Genomic DNA, 18,625 nt, shown 5'->3' with positions numbered 1-18,625 from the left:
CGGCAGGGCCGCAACGCCCAGGACCGGGTGCACAGGGATCCGTTGTCCCTGCCCAGGGAGGCGGCGAAGTGGCGGCCGCTGGCCCAAGTCATCCTCGTGAACCTGGTGGGCCAGTTCCTTCTCCGCCTCGGCAATTTGTGCATCGAGGTACTTGAAGTGCGCGTGCAGGCGTTCGAGCGCCGCCACCAGTTGCGGCGGCAATTCGTGCTCGGCCGGGCAGCCGCTTGATGACGGCGAATCCGGTGGGCAGGCTGATACCGAACTCCAGCAGGAAGCCGTGCATCTGGTTGGCCGTCTTGGTGCGGTCGTGCACCAGGGACTCGCGCATCCGGTGCAGCATGGAGAACGTCTGCTGCGCCTCGGTCTTGGGCGGCACGAAGCGCATGGCGGGACGCGAGGCAGCCTCGCAGATCGCCTCGGCGTCGATGAAGTCGTTCTTGTTGCACTTGACGAAGGGGCGCACGTGCTGCGGAGAGATCAGCTTGGCCTCGTGGCCCATGGCGATGAGCTTGCGCGCCAAGTAGTGGGCTCCTGCACAGGCCTCCATTGCGACAGTGCAGGGATGGAACGTGGCGAAGGACTCGACGAGCTGCTTGCGGCTGAGCTTTCTGCGGAACACCGGCAGTCCCTTGCGATCCTGGCCGTGCAGGTGGAAGGTATATTTGCCCAGCTCGATGCCGACCAACGTCACTGTGTCCATGATGGCCTGCGCTGAAGGAAAAACACCCTGCAAGCCTAGGCTTGCAGGGTGAGCGGAATCAAAGATGGTGCGCTTCGACCCCGCCCTGAAGGGGGTGACCATCTCATTAAACCGGCACGGTCTTGGCAGACGGCGCCGGTCAAACCTTGGAAATGAACTAACGGAAACTCACCTCATACAGCCGCCTGGCTATACGCCGTGGCGCCCTTGGGAATGTACACACCCTCGCACTGGTCAAGGTATTCCTGTTTCTTGGCACGCGGGTTGTAGAACTGCTTGTACCAGATGCGCGCCTTCATGAAGGGCCCATCGCTGGGGATGAACAAGCCATTGAGGCAGGGCGCCTTGTGGTTCCACACCTCCATGTCCTGCAGGAAGGACAGCAGCACGGTGTTCTGGAACTGGGCTGCGGCAATCTGGTCGGTCTTGGTGGCCACGGCCGAGCCGCTGGGCGACTTGACCACCACCGCGTGCCAAACCTTGATCGTGCCGTCGTCCACCGGGGTGTGGGCAATCAGCATGTAGGACTCCTCCATGCCCGTCAGGTGCGACATCAGCAGCCCTGGGCCGTGGTAGGTGGTGACGGTGTGCAGGTCGGGACTGACGCCGTCCGCCGTCACCAGCGTACGGTGGCCACCACACTGGCGCTGGATGGCATGGATGCCCTGGAACTCGTTCTCATAGCGCTCGACGGTGGAACCGTGAATGGGGCTCAGGTGTCCGTAGTCACAAATATTGTCGACGATTTCCTGCGGATGCTGGTTCAGCATGCCCAGGTGGTCCCACTTGGGGCGCACCCAGGCGGGGTCTTCCCACACGGGCAGGCTGGGGTGGTTCCACTCGGGATCGCCCCCCTCGGGGTCGTGCCAGACCCAGACGGCACCCAGGCTCTCGACCACGGTCCAGCTCTTCACGCAGGCCGATGCCGGGATGGCGCCCTGGTGGTAGGGGATGTCGTCGCACTTGCCATCGGGGCCGAAGCGCCAGGCGTGGTAGGGGCAGCGCAGGCCGTCGCCGTCGATGTTCGTGCCCTGGCCGTCGATCACCACATAGCTCGTGGTGTTGGGCGCCGCCAGGTGGGTCTTCATGTGCGGGCAATAGGCGTCCAGCAGGATCACGCGGCCCGAGGTACGGCCCCGGTACAGCGCAAAGTCCTTGCCGAAAAAGCGCACCGCCAGGGGCTTGTAGGTATCCAGCTCGGTGGACTCGGCGATCATGAACCAGCCGCGCGGGAAGGTGAATTCGCCCAGCCGGTAGTCTTTCGTCGTTGCCATATCAACAGTCTCCTTGTGAATGGGATGGTGGAGTGATCTTCGACCTCAAAGAGGCATTTCACATCCCCTGTTTGGACGATGAAGCGGTGGCAGCGGCCGGAGAAAAGCCCTGCTCACGGGCGATCTGCTGCAGCTCCAGCATGCCCTTGCCCTTGGCATAGGCCGGTGCCCCAGGGGCGGTGGCCAGCCACAGCAGGGACTGGGCGATGGCCTCGGGCATCACGGCGCCATAGCGCTGGGCCAGCATGCCGCCGTCGCCCAGCGTGGCGGTGACGGCTTCGGTCGAGACCACACCCGGGTTGGCGCTGTAGGCGCGCAGGCCCTGCTTGCCCAGCTCGCGGTTGATGCAGCCTGCCAGGCGGATCAGCCCCGCCTTGGACGCGCCGTAGGCAAAGCCCCAGCCCCCCTGGTCGGCGGGCAGCGGCGGGTCGTACTGGCCGGCGCCAGAGCACATGTTGATGACCTGCCCGCCGCCTTGCGCCAGCATCCGGGGCAGCAGGCGGCGCGTGAGGTGAAACGGCGCCAGCACATTGCCCTGCAGGGTGCGTTCCAGCATGTCGTCTTCCAGGTCCAGCAGCAGCGCGTTCATCTCGCGGTCCTGGTAGACGGCGTTGTTGATGAGCAGATCAATGCGCCCGTAGTGCGCCAGCACCGCGTCCAGCGCGCGATCAAGCGAGGCCTTGTCCATCAGATCCATGGCATGCGCAAACACCTGCGCCCCCGCGGCCTGCACGGCCTGTGCCGTGGTGGCCAGGCTGCCCCCGAGCAGGGCGCCATCGGGGCGGCGCAATTGGTGCTCCAGTGCCTGGCCCTCGGTTTGTGTACGCGCCGTGATGGCTACGCGCCAGCCTGCCCGGCCAAAGGCCACCGCAGTGGCCGCACCTATGCCCCGGCTGGCACCTGTCACCAGGACCACGGGACTTGTCGTAGCGTCGATCATCATGCCGCCCCGCTCAAGCAGCCACAGGCTGTGCCGCTGCCATGGACTTGCGGCGCGCGATATAGGGCCGCACGGTCCCCAGCATCCACAAGGCGCTGGGCAGCATCAGGCTCATCAGGCACACCAGGGCCCAGCGCAAGGCGCTATCGCCAAAGCTGGGCAGCAGCAGGTCGCTGAGCACCCCCGTCACCAGCGGGCCGAAGCCGCTGCCAACCAAGGTGATGAAGAAGTTCAGCAGGGCCACGGCCACGGCGCGCTCGGAAGCGCCCACCATCTGGCTGATGGCGCTGTACGACAGCGCGGGCCACCAGCTGGCAAAAAAGGCAAAGATCGGTGCAAACACCATCGCGTGCGGCACGCGCAGGCTGCCCAGCATCCAATGCCCTCCCTCGGGCCACAAAATGAACCCCAGGGCGCATGGCAGGGCCAGCAGCATGCCCAGCGCCGGCAAGCCCAGTTGCCAACGCTCGCTGCGGCGCACCATCCGGTCGCACAGCCAGCCCGCGAACAGCGAGCCCAGCACCGCACCTAAGCCGCTGGCCACGCCAAACAGCAGGCCCGCCTGCGCCAGGGTCAAGCCATGGGTGCGCACCAGAAAGCTCGGTGTCCACACCCCATAGCCGTAGCCGGCCAGGCCCGCAAAACCGCAAGCCAGCGCCAGGCGGCGAAATGCCGTCATCTTCAACAGGCGCCCCACCTGCTGCGCCAGCGACTCGCGCACCGGCTCTGCGGCCTGCACGGGCTGGGCCTCGAACGCACCGCGCCGGGGCTCGATCACCCACCACCACACCAGCAGCGCCAACACCATGCCAGGTATGCCAAACGCCGCAAAGGTCTGGCGCCAGCCGTAGTGCTGGGCGATCCAGGCACCAAGGGCCAGGCCGATCAGCACGCCGAAATGCGGCCCCATCATGAACAGGCTGATGGCCAGCGAGCGGCGCTCCTTGGGGTAGAGGTCGGACACCACCGAGATCGACGGCGCCATGCCTCCGGCCTCGCCAACGGCCACCGACATGCGCGCCAGCAGCAGCTGCCAGAACTGCACCGCCACGCCGCAGGCCAGGGTTGCCAAGCTCCACAGGCCGCAGCACACGGCAATGATGTTGCGCCGGTTGTATTTGTCTGCAAGCTTGCCCACCGGCACGCCCAGCACGGCATACAGCAGGCCAAAGGCCAGGCCGCTGAGCAGGCCCATTTGCGTATCGGTGGCGCCAAACTCATGCTTGATCGGCTCGATCAGCACGGCGATGACCTGCCGGTCGATGAAGGAAAAGATATAGACCAGGGCCAGCAGCAGCAAACTCAGGTGCGCGCGCCAGGTCACGGAAGGGGTGGTAGTGGGTGGCATGGTGCAATGGTCTGGACAGGTGCCTTTCCTGGCATCGTCTTTTTGGACGATGGGCCCGCAAAGCCTGTACGGTAACGTGGCACCCATACCAGAAAACGGAGACATTCCCGATGACCCCTGCCCCCTCCCCCGCCGCGCAGTACCTGGCCGCCCAGCAAGCCGCCTTCCGCGCGGAGGGTCCCGTGCCCGCCAGCGTGCGCCAGCAGCGCCTGCAGGGCGTGATCGACATGCTGCTGAAGCACACGGACGCCTTGTGCGCCGCCATGGGCGAGGATTTTGGCGGCAGGCCCTCGGTGTTTTCCCTGATGAACGACATCCTCGGCTCGCTGGCCTCGCTCAAGCATGCACGCGACCACCTCGCAGGCTGGATGGGTGACGACGCGCGCCCATCAGTCGCCCCGTTCGACAACTTCGGCGCCACCGCCTGGGTGCGCTACCAGCCCAAGGGGGTGGTCGGCATCATCGGCACCTGGAATGCGCCAGTGTTTACCCTGCTTTCGCCCCTGGCCAGCGCGCTGGCGGCGGGCAACCGCGCGGTGCTCAAACCCTCGGAGGTCGCACCGCGCACGGCCGAGGTGCTGGCCGCCGCCGTGCGCGCATGCCTGGACCCCGCCGTGGTCGCCGTGGTCACGGGCGACGCCGCCGTGGCCGCCGATTTTTCCGCCCAGCCCTGGAACCACCTGGTGTTCACCGGCTCCACCGCCGTGGGCAGGAAGGTCATGGAGGCCGCCGCCAGAAACCTCGTGCCGGTGACGCTGGAGCTGGGCGGCAAGTCGCCCGTGCTGATCGGCCGGAGCGCCGACATCCGCAACGCCGCCGAGCGCATCGCCGTGGGCAAGAGCCTGAATTCGGGCCAGCTGTGCGTGGCGCCCGACACCGTGTGGGTGCACCGCACACAGCTCGAGGCCCTGATCGCCGCGCTGCAGGAGTTCTACGGCGGCCTCTACCCCGACCTGGCCACCAATGCCGACGTCACCCCGGTCATCAACCCCCACCACTTTGCCCGCGTCGAGTCCTACGTGGCCGACGCCGGCGCACGCGGCGCACGCGTGGCCATGGCGGGCGACTGGCCCAGCGCCGAGGGGGCGGGCCGGCGCAAGATGCCGCTGCGCCTGGTGGTCAACCCCAGCGCCGAGAGCGAAATCGCACGGCACGAGATTTTTGGCCCCGCCATGGTGCTGCGCACTTTCGAGCACATGGCCGAGGCAGTAGAGGCGCTCAACCAGGGCGAGCGCCCGCTGGCGCTGTACTACTTCGGCCAGGACGCGGCCGAGCAGCAATGGGTGCTGGACCACACGCTCTCGGGCGGCGTGTCGGTCAATGACGTGACCATGCACCCCGCACTGCACGACGCGCCCTTTGGCGGCGTGGGTGCCTCGGGCATGGGCCACTACCACGGGCGCGAAGGTTTTCTGGAGTTCAGCCACCAGCGCTCGGTGTACAGCGCAGGCACGCACGACCCGCGCCGCGAATGGGGCATGTTGCCGCCCTACACCCCCGCATTCGAGCAAATGTTGCGCAGCGCGCTGACCCCTTGAACCATGGAATCGACCCCTATGGCACATCCCTTGTTTTCTCTCGCAGGCCAGGTGGCCGTCGTCACCGGCGCCGGCAAAGGCATTGGCAAGGCCTGCGCCATTGCCCTCGCGCAGGCGGGCGCCGACATAGCGCTGACGGCGCGCACCCAGGCTGACCTGGACGCCGTCGCGCGTGAGATCGCCGCCCTCGGCCGCCGCGCCATCACGGTGGCGGGCGACATCAGCGATGAAGCCACGATGGACACCCTGGTGGCGCGCACCGTGGCCGAGTTGGGCAGGCTCACCATCCTCATCAACAACGCCGGGGGCACGGGCCCCAACCATCCGCTCAAGATGGGCGGCGCCGAATTCAGCGCCGCGCTGGTGTGGAACGTCGCCCCCGCCTATCTGATGACGCAGAAATGCGTGCCCGCCATGCGCGAGGCGGGCGGCGGCGCGGTGGTCAATATCAGCTCGGTGGCGGCGCGCTATGCGCAAAAGCATTTCAGCGTCTACGGCGCGGCCAAGGCGGCGCTGAACCAGCTCACGCGCAACCTGGCCCAGGATTTCGGGCCACAGGTGCGGGTCAACGCCATCGAGCCCGGCACCATCATGACCGAGGCACTGGCTCCATTCCTGACGCCCGAGCGCAAGGAGCGCATGGTCAGTACCACGCCGCTGGCGCGCCTGGGCCAGCCCGAGGACATAGCCGCGGCAGCACTGTTCCTGGCCTCGCCCGCCGCGGGCTGGATCACCGGAAAGATCCTGGGTGTCGATGGCGGCGTGGAAGCGCCCAATTTTTAAGGAGTGCGAGACATGTTGATGGTCAAAATCCTCGCCTTGCTGACCTTCGTTTCCTGGCTTGGTGCCACGGGCGAGCGGCTGTACGACTGCTGGCGCAACGAAGCTGGGGCGGCGGCGCCAGCGGCCAAGCTCGAACAAACCAGGACAGAGCGCTGGAGCGTAGGCGAGTTGCGCTGGTAACTGAGTCTAGAGGCGCCCAGGTCGGCGCCGATTTGGCGGGTGCGCAAGGCCCCGCCGTGCAGTAGTTGCAGTGTGTATCGTAGTTTGCTCATCCCGGCAGCGTTGGCACGCACCTCGGTCGCCTGCCGGGATCACGGGCGTGCCGCAGCCCACCAATTCCTGCGTGATGTCCACCGGCAGCACGCCGACAGCCATGGCCTGCTCCTGAATCACGGGCCGCGCGTCCCGCTTGCGCAGGCCCGCGTCGAACATCTTGCCCGCAAAGGCGCCCTCCCCGAATGAGGCTGGAGGGCCTTGGTGCCCATTGCCTGACAATTGTCAGCCGCCCGGCCCGCGCAAGGCGCATCCTGCGGCACAAAAAATCAACAAAATACCCATCAGACGCTTATATGACAAGCGCAAGATGCTATTTTTTTAAAAGACGAAAGGTAAGCAGCACATGCATCTCGACAGCAACACCAGCCATCAGGCCCGCCCCATCCGCATCGCCATCGTGGGCCATGGCAATCTGGGGCGCGGCGTGGAGGCGGCCGTCGCCAAGAACCCGGACATGGTGATCGCCGGCATCTACACGCGCCGCGACCCGGCGCAGCTCAAGCCCCTGACCGTGGGCGTTGCCGTGCACCACATGGACAGTCTCATGGGCCACAAGGGCGCCATCGACGTGCTGGTCCTGTGCGGCGGCTCCAAGGACGACCTGCCGCGCCAAAGCCCCGAGCTGGCGGCGCATTTCAGCCTGGTGGACAGCTTTGACACCCATGCGCGCATTCCAGAGCATTTCGCCAGCGTCGATGCCGCCGCGCAGGCCGGCCAGACCACGGCGCTGATCTCCGCCGGCTGGGACCCCGGCATGTTCTCCATCAACCGCGTGCTGGGCGAGGCCCTGCTGCCCGACGGCGCCACTTACACCTTCTGGGGCAAGGGCCTAAGCCAGGGGCATTCCGATGCCGTGCGCCGCGTGCCCGGCGTGGCCGGCGGCGTGCAGTACACCATCCCCATCGACGCGGCCGTGGACCAGGTGCGCAGCGGCGTGCGGCCCGAGCTGTCCACGCGCGAGAAGCACCGGCGCGAATGCTTCGTGGTGCTGGAGGCCGGCGCCGACGCCGAGGCCGTGCGCCAGGCCATCGTCAGCATGCCGCACTACTTCGACGAATACGACACCACGGTGCACTTCATAGGGGCCGAGGAGCTGGCGCGCGAGCATGGCGCCATGCCGCACGGCGGCTTCGTGATCCGCAGCGGCAATACCTCCGACGCCAACAAGCAGGTCATCGAATACCGCCTGCAGCTCGATAGCAACCCCGAGTTCACCTCCAGCGTGCTCGTGGCCTACGCGCGCGCCGTACACCGCATGCGCCAGGCGGGGCAGTTCGGCTGCAAGACCGTGTTCGACGTGGCGCCGGGCCTGCTGTCGCCCAAGAGCGCGGCCGCGCTGCGTGAGCAGCTGCTGTAATCAGCATTTATAAAAAATAGCCGCTAACGCTCGTCAAATATGCGTTAGCAGCTATTTATTTTATAGTTCAGACACCCCATCCCGCAGGCATTCCTGTGGCAAACGCCGCCGCCGCACCCCGATGTGCGCGCCATGAGAAAATTGCGGGTTATTCCGTAAGAACCACACAGGACACCCGCACCATGGAAGCAGAACACATCAACCAGATCGGCAACACCCTCGAAGACCTGGCGAACCGCACGCAAGAGCTACGGAGGTATCTTTGACTACGATGCCAAGTACGAACGCCTGCGCACGGTAAACGCCTCGCTGGAAGACCCGGCCTGCTGGAACGACCCGAAGAAGGCCCAGGAGCTGGGCAAGGAGAAGAAGTCGCTCGACGCCGTGGTGCTGACGCTGCAAAAGCTCAGCGCCGAGCTGGCCGACAACGCCGAGCTCTACGAGATGAGCCGCGAAGAAGACGACGAGGCCGGCCTGCTGACCATCGAGGCCGAGACGGACAAGCTGCGCCCGCTGATCGAGGAACTTGAATTCCGCCGCATGTTCAGCAAAGAGGCCGACCCGTTGAACTGCTACATCGACATCCAGGCCGGCGCCGGCGGCACCGAGGCCTGCGACTGGGCCAGCATGCTGCTGCGCCAGTACCTGAAATACGCCGAGCGCAAGGGCTTCAAGGCCACGGTGGATGAGGAAACGCCCGGCGACGTAGCCGGCGTCAAGAGCGCCACCATCCACATCGAGGGCGACTACGCCTACGGCCTGCTGCGCACCGAGACCGGCGTGCACCGCCTGGTGCGCAAGTCGCCCTTCGACAGCTCGGGCGGGCGCCACACCTCGTTTGCCAGCCTGTTCGTCTACCCCGAGATCGACGACTCGATCCAGATCGACATCAACCCCGCCGACGTGCGCACCGACACCTACCGCGCCAGCGGCGCGGGCGGCCAGCACATCAACAAGACCGACTCGGCCGTGCGCCTGACGCACATCCCCACGGGTACCGTGGTGCAGTGCCAGGACGGACGCAGCCAGCACAGCAACCGCGACGTGGCCTGGCAGCGCCTGCGCTCCAAGCTCTACGAGCTGGAGATGCAAAAGCGCATGGAAGAGCAGCAAAAGCTCGAGGACACCAAGACCGACGTCGGCTGGGGCCACCAGATCCGCAGCTACGTGCTGGACAACAGCCGCATCAAGGATCTGCGCACCAACGTGGAAATCTCGGCCACGCAGAAGGTGCTGGACGGCGACCTGGATGCGTTCATCGAGGCCTCGCTCAAGCAAGGCCTGTAATAAAAAGGACAAGCACGATGAAAGAAGGACAAGCCAAGGCCATTCAGCGCCTGGACTACGCCCCGCCCGCGTTCTGGATCGACAGCGTCGAGCTGACCTTCGACCTGGACCCGGCCAAGACCCGGGTGCTCAACAGGATGCAGGTGCGCCGCAACGCCGCCGTTGCCCCGCAGAGCCTGCGCCTGCATGGCCAGGAGCTGAACCTGGCGCGCGTGCTGGTCAACGGCGCCGGCACCTCGTTCAAGATCGAGGAGGGCGAGCTGGTGCTGGAGAACCTGCCCGAGGGCGATGCGCCCTTCGCGCTGGAGATCTTCACCACCTGCGCCCCGGCCAAGAACACCCAGCTGTCGGGCCTGTACGTGAGCCAGGGCACCTTCTTCACGCAGTGCGAGGCCGAGGGCTTCAGGCGCATCACCTACTTCCTGGACCGGCCCGACGTCATGGCCAGCTACAGCGTGCTGCTGCGCGCCAGCAAGAGCGAATACCCGGTGCTGCTCAGTAACGGCAACCTGGTGGAGTCGGGCGAGCTGGAAGACGGCCGCCATTTCGCGCGCTGGGTCGATCCGCACAAGAAGCCCTGCTACCTGTTCGCGCTGGTGGCCGGCAAGCTGGTGGCGCGCGAGCAGCAGATCATCAGCCGCGCCGGCAGGCCGCACCTGCTGCAGGTCTGGGTGCGCCCGGGCGACCTGGGCAAGACCGAGCACGCCATGAACTCGCTCATGGCCTCCATCGCCTGGGACGAGGCGCGCTTTGGCCTGTCGCTCGACCTGGAGCGCTTCATGATCGTCGCCACCAGCGACTTCAACATGGGCGCCATGGAGAACAAGGGCCTGAACATCTTCAACACCAAGTACGTGCTGGCGAGCGAGGCCACGGCCACCGACACCGACTTTGCCAACATCGAGAGCGTGGTCGGCCACGAGTACTTCCACAACTGGACGGGCAACCGCGTCACCTGCCGCGACTGGTTCCAGCTCTCGCTGAAAGAAGGCCTGACGGTGTTCCGCGACCAGGAATTCAGCCAGGACATGGCGGGCAGCCCATCGGCGCGCGCCGTCAAGCGCATCGAGGACGTGCGCGTGCTGCGCACCGCGCAGTTCCCCGAGGACGCCGGCCCCATGGCCCACCCGGTGCGCCCCGACAGCTACGTCGAGATCAACAACTTCTACACCGTCACCATTTATGAGAAGGGTGCCGAGGTGGTGCGCATGCAGCACAACCTGGTCGGGCGCGAAGGCTTTGCGCGCGGCATGAAGCTGTACTTCGAGCGCCACGACGGCCAGGCCGTGACCTGCGACGACTTCGCGCAGGCGATCGCCGACGCCAACCCGGCAAGCCCGCTGGCGCAGCACCTGGAACAGTTCAAGCGCTGGTACAGCCAGGCTGGAACGCCCCATGTGCGGGCCGTGGGCCAGTACGACCCGAATGCGCGCCGCTACACGCTCACGCTGTCGCAAAGCTGCGCCGCCACGCCAGGGCAGCCGAGCAAACAGCCCTTCGTCATCCCCGTGACGCTGGGCCTGCTGGGCGCTCATGGTGCCGCCCTGCCGCTGCAGCTCGATGGCGAGGCCGTAGCCGGCGCCGCCGAGCGCACCGTGGTGCTGACCGAGGAAAGCCTCACGCTCAGCTTCATCAACGTGGACAGCCAGCCCGTGCCATCGCTGCTGCGCGGTTTCAGCGCCCCGGTGGTGCTGGACTGCTCCTTTAGCGACGCCGAGCTGCTCACCCTGCTGGCGCACGACGGCGACGCCTTCAACCGCTGGGAGGCCGGCCAGCGCCTGATGCTGCGCATTGCTATCAACGCAATAGCTGATAGCGCTGTCACCACGGGCGCTAACGGCCAAATTGATCAAAACCTGCTGCCCGCTGCCCTGGTGCAGGCCATGCGCGCGGTGCTGCGCCACCCGCAGCTGGATGCGGCCTTCAAGGAGCTGGTGCTGACGCTGCCGTCCGAGAGCTACATCGCCGAGCAGTTGGACGTGGTGGACCCGCAGCGCGTGCACGCCGTGCGCGAGGCCATGCGCGCCGAACTGGCCCTGGCCCTGCACGCCGACTGGGCCTGGGCCTGGGAGGAACACCAGGCCTGCGGGGCCTACCGCCCCGATGCCGCCGCCGCCGGCCGGCGCGCACTCGCCGGCCTGGCGCTGACCATGCTGTGCCTGGCCGCGCGCACGAACCATGACGCCGTCTGGCCCGGCAAGACCTACCAGCGCTTCAAGGATGCGGGCAACATGACCGACCGCTTCAACGCGCTGTCGGCCCTGGTCGCGAGCGGCCACGAACTGGCCCAGCCCGCGCTGGCGCGCTTTCATGCGCTGTTCAAGGACGATGCGCTGGTGCTCGACAAATGGTTTGCCCTGCAGGCCGGCGGCACCGACCGCGGCGGCAACGTGCTGCCCGCCGTGAAGGCCTTGATGAAGCACCCGGATTTCCACATCAAGAACCCGAACCGCGCGCGCAGCGTCATCTTCAGCTACTGCAGCGCCAACCCCGGAGCCTTCCATCGCCAGGATGCGGCGGGCTACGTATTCTGGGCCGAGCGCGTGCTGGAGCTGGACGCCATCAACCCGCAGGTCGCCGCCCGCCTGGCGCGCGCGCTGGACCGCTGGAAGAAACTGGCCGAGCCCTACCGCACCGCCGCGCGCGAGGCCATCGCCCGCATCGCCGCCAAGCCCGAGCTGTCCAACGACGTGCGCGAAGTCGTCACGCGCGCCCTGGCCGATTGACTCAAAGGAAAAAGGACCTACCCATGACCGAACGCATCAGCCTGACCCGCTACCTTGTCGAACAACAGCGCGTGGATGGCCGCATCCCGCCTCAGCTGCGCCTGCTGCTGGAGGTGGTAGCGCGCGCCTGCAAGCGCATCGCACTGGCCGTCAACAAGGGCGAACTGGGCGACGTGATGGGCACCGCCGGCAGCCAGAACGTGCAGGGCGAGGTGCAGAAGAAGCTCGACATCATCGCCAACGAGACCCTGATTGAGGCCAACGAATGGGGCGGCCACCTGGCGGCCATGGCCAGCGAGGAGATGGAGGGCATCTACGTCGTGCCCAACCGCTACCCGCAGGGCGAATACCTGCTCATGTTCGACCCGCTGGACGGCTCTTCCAACATCGATGTGAACGTGAGCATAGGCACTATCTTCAGCGTGCTGAAGAAGCCCGAGGGCCACCCCGGCGTGCATGACGACGACTTCCTGCAGCCCGGCTCCAACCAAGTGGCGGCCGGCTACTGCGTCTATGGGCCGCAGACCACGCTGGTACTCACCGTGGGCGACGGCGTGGCCATGTTCACGCTGGACCGCGAGCAAGGCTCCTTCGTGCTCATCCGCGAAAACGTGCGCATTCCCGAGGACACCAAGGAATTCGCCATCAACATGAGCAACATGCGCCACTGGGACGAACCGGTCAAGCGCTACATCGACGAATGCCTGGCCGGCAAGGAAGGCCCGCGCGGCAAGGACTTCAACATGCGCTGGATCGCCAGCATGGTGGCCGACGTACACCGCATCCTGAGCCGCGGCGGCATCTTCATGTACCCCTGGGACAAGCGCGAACCCCACAAGCCCGGCAAGCTGCGCCTGATGTACGAAGCCAACCCCATGGGCTGGCTCATCGAGCAAGCCGGCGGCGCCGCCACCAACGGCAAACAACGCATCCTCGACATCCAGCCCACCCAGCTGCACGAACGCGTGAGCGTGATCCTGGGCTCAAAAAATGAGGTCGAACGCGTGACCAGCTACCACAACGGTATATAATTCGAGGCTTAGCCGGTGTAGCTCAGTCGGTAGAGCAGCTCATTCGTAATGAGAAGGTCGGGTGTTCGATTCATCTCTCCGGCACCAAATAAAAAGCCCTGATTCGCAAGAGTCAGGGCTTTTTACTTTTCTGCGCGTCTTCAGAAATCCAACGGATCGCCGTCATCCATGGGCTGCTGCCGGACCTGTGGGCTGCTGCTCTGGGACTGCATGGCGCGGCGTTTGTGAGTGACGTGGTAGGCGGTCAGGACGCGGGACACCACCACGTCCAGCGCCGGGCGGTGGTGGCCGTCGCGGTCGATCCAGACCTTGGGTGTGATGCTGCCGGCCACGGCCAGGCTGTCGCCGGCAACCAGTGCCAGCAATGCCTCCACCGGCGCTTCGTCGAAGGCAATGCAGTTGACGAACAGGCTTTGGCCGTCGCCGCCGGCCGCCATCATCTTGGCGGTGGCGTAGGTCTTGCCGGTCTTGCTGGTGCGCTGCTCAGGGTGAGCATGCAGCTTGCCGGAAATCAGGGCGTCTATCATTTTTTCGAGTTTCTGGCGAGTTCTTCACCCGCGCGCCGCGGCGCTGGCATGCAGGCAAATGGCGGCAGCCGCGCCGACGTTGAGCGACTCTTCGCCGCCCGGCTGCGCAATGCGGATGTGCTGGCGTGCGCGCCGCTGCAGCTCGGGCGAAACGCCCTGCCCTTCGTGGCCCATGATCCAGCCGCAGGGCCAGGGAAGCCGGGCGCGGTGCAGCCAGTCGCCCTGGTGCGAGCTGGTGGCCAGCAGGGGTACGGCCAGGCCGTCGATGTCTGCCACGTCCAGCCCCTCCACCAGGCGCAGCGCAAAGTGGGAGCCCATGCCGGCGCGCAGCACCTTGGGCGACCACAGCGCCGCCGTGCCCTTGAGCGCGGCGATCTGGGTAAAGCCAAAGGCCGAGGCGCTGCGCAGGATGGAGCCCACGTTGCCCGCGTCCTGCAGGCGGTCGAGCACCACCGTGGGCGCCTGCGCATCAAGACCCTGCTCTGCCGGCAGCGCCAGCACGAAGCCCATGCGCGCGGGGGATTCGAGGCCGCTGATGTCCCGCCACAGGGCGTCGGCAATGACTACGTTTTTAGTAGCTGCTTGCGCATATTGCACCGGCGCTTCAGGCCAAAAAGATTCAGAAAATACGGCAATGACCGGGCGTTGCCCCCGCGCCAGCGCGGCGCCGCACAGGTGGTCGCCCTCCAGCCAGGCGCGGCCCTGCTTGCGGTAGGCCGTGCTGTCCTGCGACAGGCGGCGCAGGTCCTTGAGCAGCGCGTTGTCGCGCGAATGGATGGTGGTGGGCGTAGGGGTCATGGGCATGCGGGCACGGCCTGCAGGGCGCGCGCCACGGGTGCGAAGGAGCGGCGGTGCTGCGGGCAAATCCCATGTGCCTGCAGGGCCGCCAGGTGCTCGGCGGTGCCGTAGCCCTTGTGGCCGGCAAAGCCGTACTGGGGGTATTGCGTGTGCAGCTCGGCGCACCAGCGGTCGCGCGTGACCTTGGCCAGGATGGAGGCCGCCGAGATGGCCGCCACGCGCGCGTCGCCCTTGACGATGGCCTCGGCCGGTATGTCCAGTTGCGGCAGGCGATTGCCGTCCACCAGCGCCAGCGTGGGCTTCAGGCGCAGGCCCTGCACGGCGCGGCGCATGGCCAGCAGCGTGGCCTGCAGGATGTTGAGGCGGTCGATTTCCTCCACCGTGGCCTCGGCAATGCTGCAGCACAGGGCCTTGGCGCGGATCTCGTTGAAAAGAGCCTCGCGCCGCGTGGCCGTGAGGGTCTTGGAATCGGCCAGGCCGGCAATGGGCTGCAGTTCGTCCAGGATCACCGCGGCCGCGACCACGGGCCCGGCCAGCGGGCCTCGGCCGGCCTCGTCCACACCGGCCACGAGGCCGCTCGCATGCCATTGGAAGCAGGCTTGCTCAGGCAAGGATTTTTTGGAGGGCATCGGCGGCAAGGCGGGAGGTGTCGCGCTGTAGTTGTTCATGCAGCGCGGTGAAGCGCTGCTCCAGGCGCGCGATGCGCCCGGGGTCTTGTGTGGGCGCATCCAGCCACTGCTGCACGGCCGCGGCCAGGGCCTCTGGCGTGGCGGCGTCCTGCAGCAGCTCGGGCACGACGAACTCTTGGCACAGGATGTTGGGCAAGCCCACCCAGGGCTGCAGCTGTTTGCCGCGCATCAGGCGCCAGCTGATGGGGTGCATGTGGTAGCCGATGACCATGGGGCGCTTGAACAGCGCCGCCTCCAGCGTGGCCGTGCCGCTGGCGATCAGCGTGCAATCGCAGGCGGCGAGCACCTGGTGCGACTGGCCGGTGACGATGGTGAGGCGGTCCAGCACGCCACATTCGCGCGCGATCTGCTCGATGCGCGCGCGCTGGGCGGGCACCGCAGGAACAACCATTTTGATAGCTGGCCGCGCTTTACTGATAAGCGCTGCAGCCCGAAAGAATGGTTTTGCGATATAGGCGACCTCGGCCGAGCGGCTGCCCGGCAGGATGGCCAGCACCTCGTCCTGCGGCGCCAGGCCCAGCAGGGCGCGCGCGGCCAGCCGGTCGGGCTGCATGGGGATGACGCTGGCGAGAGGATGGCCTACGTAGGTGGCGGCGATGCCGTGGCGCGCGAGCAGCGCGGGCTCGAACGGGAAGATGCACAGCACATGGTCGGCAGCGGCGCGGATCTTCTCGACGCGGTGGGCACGCCAGGCCCAGATCGACGGGCAGACGAAGTGCACGGTCTTGACGCCGGCTGCGCGCAGGTCGGCCTCCAGGCCCAGGTTGAAGTCGGGCGCATCCACGCCGATGAACACGTCGGGCCTGTCGGCCAGCAGGCGTGCGCGCAAGGCCTTGCGCATCTTCAGGATGCCCAGCAGGCGCCGCACCAGCTCAATGCTGTAGCCATGCACGGCCAGGCGCTCGCTGGGCCACCAGGCGTCAAAGCCGCGCTCCTGCATGCGCGGTCCGCCTATGCCCACGCTGGCCACGCCAGGCCATTGGGCGCGCAGGCCGTCGAGCAGCAGGCCGGCCAGCAGGTCGCCGGAGGTCTCGCCGGCCACCATGGCGACACGAGGGGGATTGGAAGCCATGGCGCAGGGCGGCTGATCAGCGGGCAATGCCGCGCCGCGATGCGGCGACGAAATCGCACAGCAGGGTGATGTCGCCCTCGGCCTCGGGGTGCGACTGCGACAGCTCGGCCAGGGCCGACAGGGCTGCCTCCAGTGTCAGGCCCTGGCGGTACAGCAGGCGATAGGCCTGCTTGAGGGCCGCCACGCGCTGGGCCGAAAAGCCGCGGCGGCGCAGCCCCTCCAGGTTCAGGCCGCGCACGGCCAGGGGGTTGCCATCGACCATCATGAAGGGCGGCACGTCCTGCGAGACATGGCTGGCAAAGCCCGCCATGGCATGGGCGCCAATCTTGGAGAACTGGTGCACGCCCGTCAGGCCGCCAATGATGACCTGGTCACCCACATGCACATGGCCGGCCAGGGTGGCGTTGTTGGCCAGGATGACCTGGTTGCCCACCACGCAGTCGTGCGCGATGTGCACGTAGGCCATGATCCAGTTGTCGTCGCCGATGCGGGTCTCGCCCTGGTCCTGCACCGTGCCGGTGTTGAAGGTACAGAACTCGCGGATGGTGTTGCGCTCGCCGATCACCAGGCGCGTGGGCTCGCCCGCGTACTTCTTGTCCTGCGGCGCCGCGCCCAGCGAGGCGAACTGAAAGATGTGGTTATCCGCGCCGATGCAGGTGTGGCCCTCGATCACGCAGTGCGCGCCCACCGTGGTGCGCGCGCCAATGCGCACATGGGCACCGATGAGCGCATAGGGTCCCACCGTAGCGCTGGGGTCGATCTCGGCCCCTGGCGCGATGATGGCCGTGCTGTGGATATTGCTCACAGGCTGCGTCATCAACCACCGACGTTGCGCATGGTGCACATGAGCTGCGCCTCGCAGGCGACCTCATCGCCCACGCGGGCCACGCCGTTGAACTTCCAGACACCGCCGCGCACGCGGTCTATGGTGATCTCCAGGATGAGCTGGTCACCCGGCTCCACCGGGCGCTTGAAGCGCGCTCCGTCGATACCGACGAAGTAATAGATGTTGTTCTCGTCGGGCACCTGGCCCATGGCATCAAAGGCCAGCAGGCCCGCCGCCTGAGCCAGGGCCTCCAGGATGAGCACGCCGGGCATGACCGGGCGTCCCGGGAAATGGCCGGTGAAATACGGCTCGTTGAAGGTCACGTTCTTGACCGCCCGGATGCGCTGGTTGCGCTCGAGCTCGACCACCCTGTCCACCAGCAGAAAGGGGTAGCGGTGTGGCAGTTGCTTGAGGATTGCGTGAATGTCCATCATTGTTGTATTGCGGCCTAGCCGTCCTTGAGTGTTTGTTCCAGCGCCTTGATACGTTCGCGCAGCTTGTACAGCTGGCGCAGCGTGGCCGCGTTCTTTTCCCACTTGGCGTTGTCATCCATGGGAAACACCCCGGTGTACTGGCCGGGCTTGGTGATCGAATGGGTGACCACCGTGTTGGTGGAGATGTGCACATTGTCCGCCAACTGCAGGTGTCCGACGATGGAAGCGGCCCCCGCAATGGTGCAATGCGCGCCGATGCGCGTGCTGCCGGCCACGGCCGAGCAACCAGCCATGGCCGTGTGCCGGCCTATGTGCACGTTGTGCGCGATCTGGATCAGGTTGTCGAGCTTGACGCCATCCTCGATCACCGTGTCTTCGAGTGCGCCACGGTCTATGCAGGTGTTGGCACCGATCTCCACATCATCGCCGATGCGCACGGCGCCGAGCTGCTCGATCTTGATCCACTCGCCCTGCTGGCGTGCAAAGCCAAAGCCGTCCGCCCCTATCACCACGCCCGGATGCAGGATGCAGCGCGCGCCCACGGAGCAGCGCTCGCCCACCGTGACGCGGGACTTGAGAACCGTGTGCGCGCCAATCACGGCGCCGCGCTCGACCACGCACAGCGGCCCTATGCAAGCCGTGGGGTGGACCTGCGCCTGCGCATCGACGACGGCGCTCGGATGCACGCCGGCCGGCGCGCCCTGCCCCTGTGCACGCACCCATAACTGCGTGAGCCGCGCAAAGTAGGCGTAGGGGTCGTCGGCCACGATGCAGCCGCCACGCGCCAGCGCCGCGGCGCGCATGCCCGGGCCCACAATGACACAGGCCGCCCGGGAGGCGGCCAGTTGCGACTGGTAGCGTGGGTTGCTCAGGAAGGCCAGGTCACCGCTGCCGGCCGAATCCAGCGGCGCGATGCGCCGGATTTCGGTGTCTCTGCCGGCTCCTTCAAGGCTGCCTCCGAGTGCATCGATGATCTGCCCGAGTTGCAAACTCACGCCTGACCCGTTCGTATGCGCCAG

General features: G+C 66.6%; 16 protein-coding genes, 1 tRNA gene and 2 pseudogenes. 8 read left to right on the top strand and 11 right to left on the bottom strand.

Going from position 1 to position 18,625, the window contains the following annotated elements; translation table 11 throughout:
• Positions 1–45: 45 nt before the first annotated feature.
• The 4 genes and pseudogenes from P7644_RS08875 to P7644_RS08860 form a co-directional block, all read right to left on the bottom strand.
• A pseudogene (locus tag P7644_RS08875) lies at positions 46–700 on the bottom strand (IS110 family transposase); the annotation flags it as partial.
• A 173-nt stretch (positions 701–873) separates the two neighbouring features.
• On the bottom strand, positions 874–1,974 hold the full coding sequence (locus P7644_RS08870; RefSeq protein WP_404302867.1) for a Rieske 2Fe-2S domain-containing protein: 1,101 nt from the start codon (positions 1,972–1,974) through the stop codon (positions 874–876).
• Between the two features lie 58 nt (positions 1,975–2,032).
• Positions 2,033–2,917 (bottom strand): SDR family oxidoreductase, encoded by an 885-nt coding sequence (locus P7644_RS08865; RefSeq protein ID WP_404302866.1) that lies wholly within the window; start codon positions 2,915–2,917, stop codon positions 2,033–2,035.
• Positions 2,918–3,167: 250 nt separating this feature from the next.
• A pseudogene (locus P7644_RS08860) lies at positions 3,168–4,262 on the bottom strand (spinster family MFS transporter); the annotation flags it as partial.
• Between the two features lie 110 nt (positions 4,263–4,372).
• Here P7644_RS08860 and P7644_RS08855 point away from each other — a divergent pair.
• The 8 genes from P7644_RS08855 to P7644_RS08820 all read left to right on the top strand — a co-directional run bounded on the left by P7644_RS08855 (position 4,373) and on the right by P7644_RS08820 (position 13,347).
• A complete protein-coding gene (locus P7644_RS08855; protein ID WP_404302865.1) occupies positions 4,373–5,800 on the top strand; it encodes a coniferyl aldehyde dehydrogenase in 1,428 nt (475 codons plus the stop codon).
• An 18-nt stretch (positions 5,801–5,818) separates the two neighbouring features.
• A complete protein-coding gene (locus tag P7644_RS08850) occupies positions 5,819–6,583 on the top strand; it encodes an SDR family NAD(P)-dependent oxidoreductase (RefSeq protein WP_404302864.1) in 765 nt (254 codons plus the stop codon).
• Between the two features lie 12 nt (positions 6,584–6,595).
• A complete protein-coding gene (locus P7644_RS08845) occupies positions 6,596–6,763 on the top strand; it encodes a hypothetical protein (protein WP_404302862.1) in 168 nt (55 codons plus the stop codon).
• Positions 6,764–7,202: 439 nt separating this feature from the next.
• Entirely contained in the window at positions 7,203–8,216 is a 1,014-nt protein-coding gene (locus P7644_RS08840) for a diaminopimelate dehydrogenase (protein ID WP_404302860.1), read from the top strand.
• A 182-nt stretch (positions 8,217–8,398) separates the two neighbouring features.
• Positions 8,399–9,503, top strand: a protein-coding gene (gene prfB / locus P7644_RS08835; protein ID WP_404302859.1) for a peptide chain release factor 2 whose coding sequence is annotated in 2 segments (ribosomal slippage) — positions 8,399–8,479 and positions 8,481–9,503 — 1,104 coding nt in all. Because the reading frame shifts where the segments join, the coding sequence is not laid out codon by codon here.
• A gap of 17 nt (positions 9,504–9,520) precedes the next feature.
• A complete protein-coding gene (pepN, locus tag P7644_RS08830) occupies positions 9,521–12,229 on the top strand; it encodes an aminopeptidase N (protein WP_404302858.1) in 2,709 nt (902 codons plus the stop codon).
• 23 nt (positions 12,230–12,252) lie between these two features.
• Positions 12,253–13,260 (top strand): class 1 fructose-bisphosphatase, encoded by a 1,008-nt coding sequence (locus tag P7644_RS08825; RefSeq protein ID WP_404302857.1) that lies wholly within the window; start codon positions 12,253–12,255, stop codon positions 13,258–13,260.
• A gap of 11 nt (positions 13,261–13,271) precedes the next feature.
• A tRNA-Thr gene (locus tag P7644_RS08820) sits at positions 13,272–13,347 on the top strand.
• 53 nt (positions 13,348–13,400) lie between these two features.
• On the opposite strand, the gene P7644_RS08815 is transcribed toward P7644_RS08820, so the two are convergent.
• The 7 genes from P7644_RS08815 to lpxD are packed head-to-tail and all read right to left on the bottom strand — an operon-like array spanning position 13,401 to position 18,601.
• Positions 13,401–13,787 carry a single-stranded DNA-binding protein gene (locus P7644_RS08815; RefSeq protein WP_404302856.1) on the bottom strand — a complete coding sequence of 129 codons (387 nt, stop codon included), beginning with the start codon at positions 13,785–13,787 and terminating at the stop codon, positions 13,401–13,403.
• A 24-nt stretch (positions 13,788–13,811) separates the two neighbouring features.
• A complete protein-coding gene (locus tag P7644_RS08810; protein ID WP_404303164.1) occupies positions 13,812–14,585 on the bottom strand; it encodes a TrmH family RNA methyltransferase in 774 nt (257 codons plus the stop codon).
• The gene (gene rnhB / locus P7644_RS08805) at positions 14,582–15,214 is read right to left on the bottom strand and encodes a ribonuclease HII (RefSeq protein ID WP_404302855.1); all 633 of its coding nucleotides are present in this window, start codon (positions 15,212–15,214) and stop codon (positions 14,582–14,584) included. The genes P7644_RS08810 and rnhB overlap by 4 nt, the downstream gene beginning before the upstream one ends.
• Positions 15,189–16,346: a lipid-A-disaccharide synthase gene (gene lpxB, locus P7644_RS08800; protein WP_404302854.1), complete on the bottom strand. Its 1,158-nt coding sequence runs from the start codon at positions 16,344–16,346 to the stop codon at positions 15,189–15,191. Before lpxB ends, rnhB begins: the two co-directional genes overlap by 26 nt.
• Positions 16,347–16,362: 16 nt before the next feature.
• On the bottom strand, positions 16,363–17,151 hold the full coding sequence (lpxA, locus tag P7644_RS08795) for an acyl-ACP--UDP-N-acetylglucosamine O-acyltransferase (RefSeq protein WP_404302853.1): 789 nt from the start codon (positions 17,149–17,151) through the stop codon (positions 16,363–16,365).
• An 11-nt stretch (positions 17,152–17,162) separates the two neighbouring features.
• Complete coding sequence (gene fabZ / locus P7644_RS08790; RefSeq protein ID WP_404302852.1) at positions 17,163–17,606, bottom strand: 3-hydroxyacyl-ACP dehydratase FabZ; 444 nt, start codon at positions 17,604–17,606, stop codon at positions 17,163–17,165.
• Between the two features lie 14 nt (positions 17,607–17,620).
• Positions 17,621–18,601 carry a UDP-3-O-(3-hydroxymyristoyl)glucosamine N-acyltransferase gene (lpxD, locus tag P7644_RS08785; protein WP_404302851.1) on the bottom strand — a complete coding sequence of 327 codons (981 nt, stop codon included), beginning with the start codon at positions 18,599–18,601 and terminating at the stop codon, positions 17,621–17,623.
• Between the last annotated feature and the right edge of the window lie 24 nt (positions 18,602–18,625).

Source organism: Alicycliphilus denitrificans, assembly GCF_044792555.1.
In the GTDB taxonomy this organism is placed as follows: domain Bacteria; phylum Pseudomonadota; class Gammaproteobacteria; order Burkholderiales; family Burkholderiaceae_C; genus Alicycliphilus; species Alicycliphilus denitrificans_A.
Note: the sequence above shows the minus strand (reverse complement) of the source record. Positions and strands in the feature narration are given on the sequence as shown.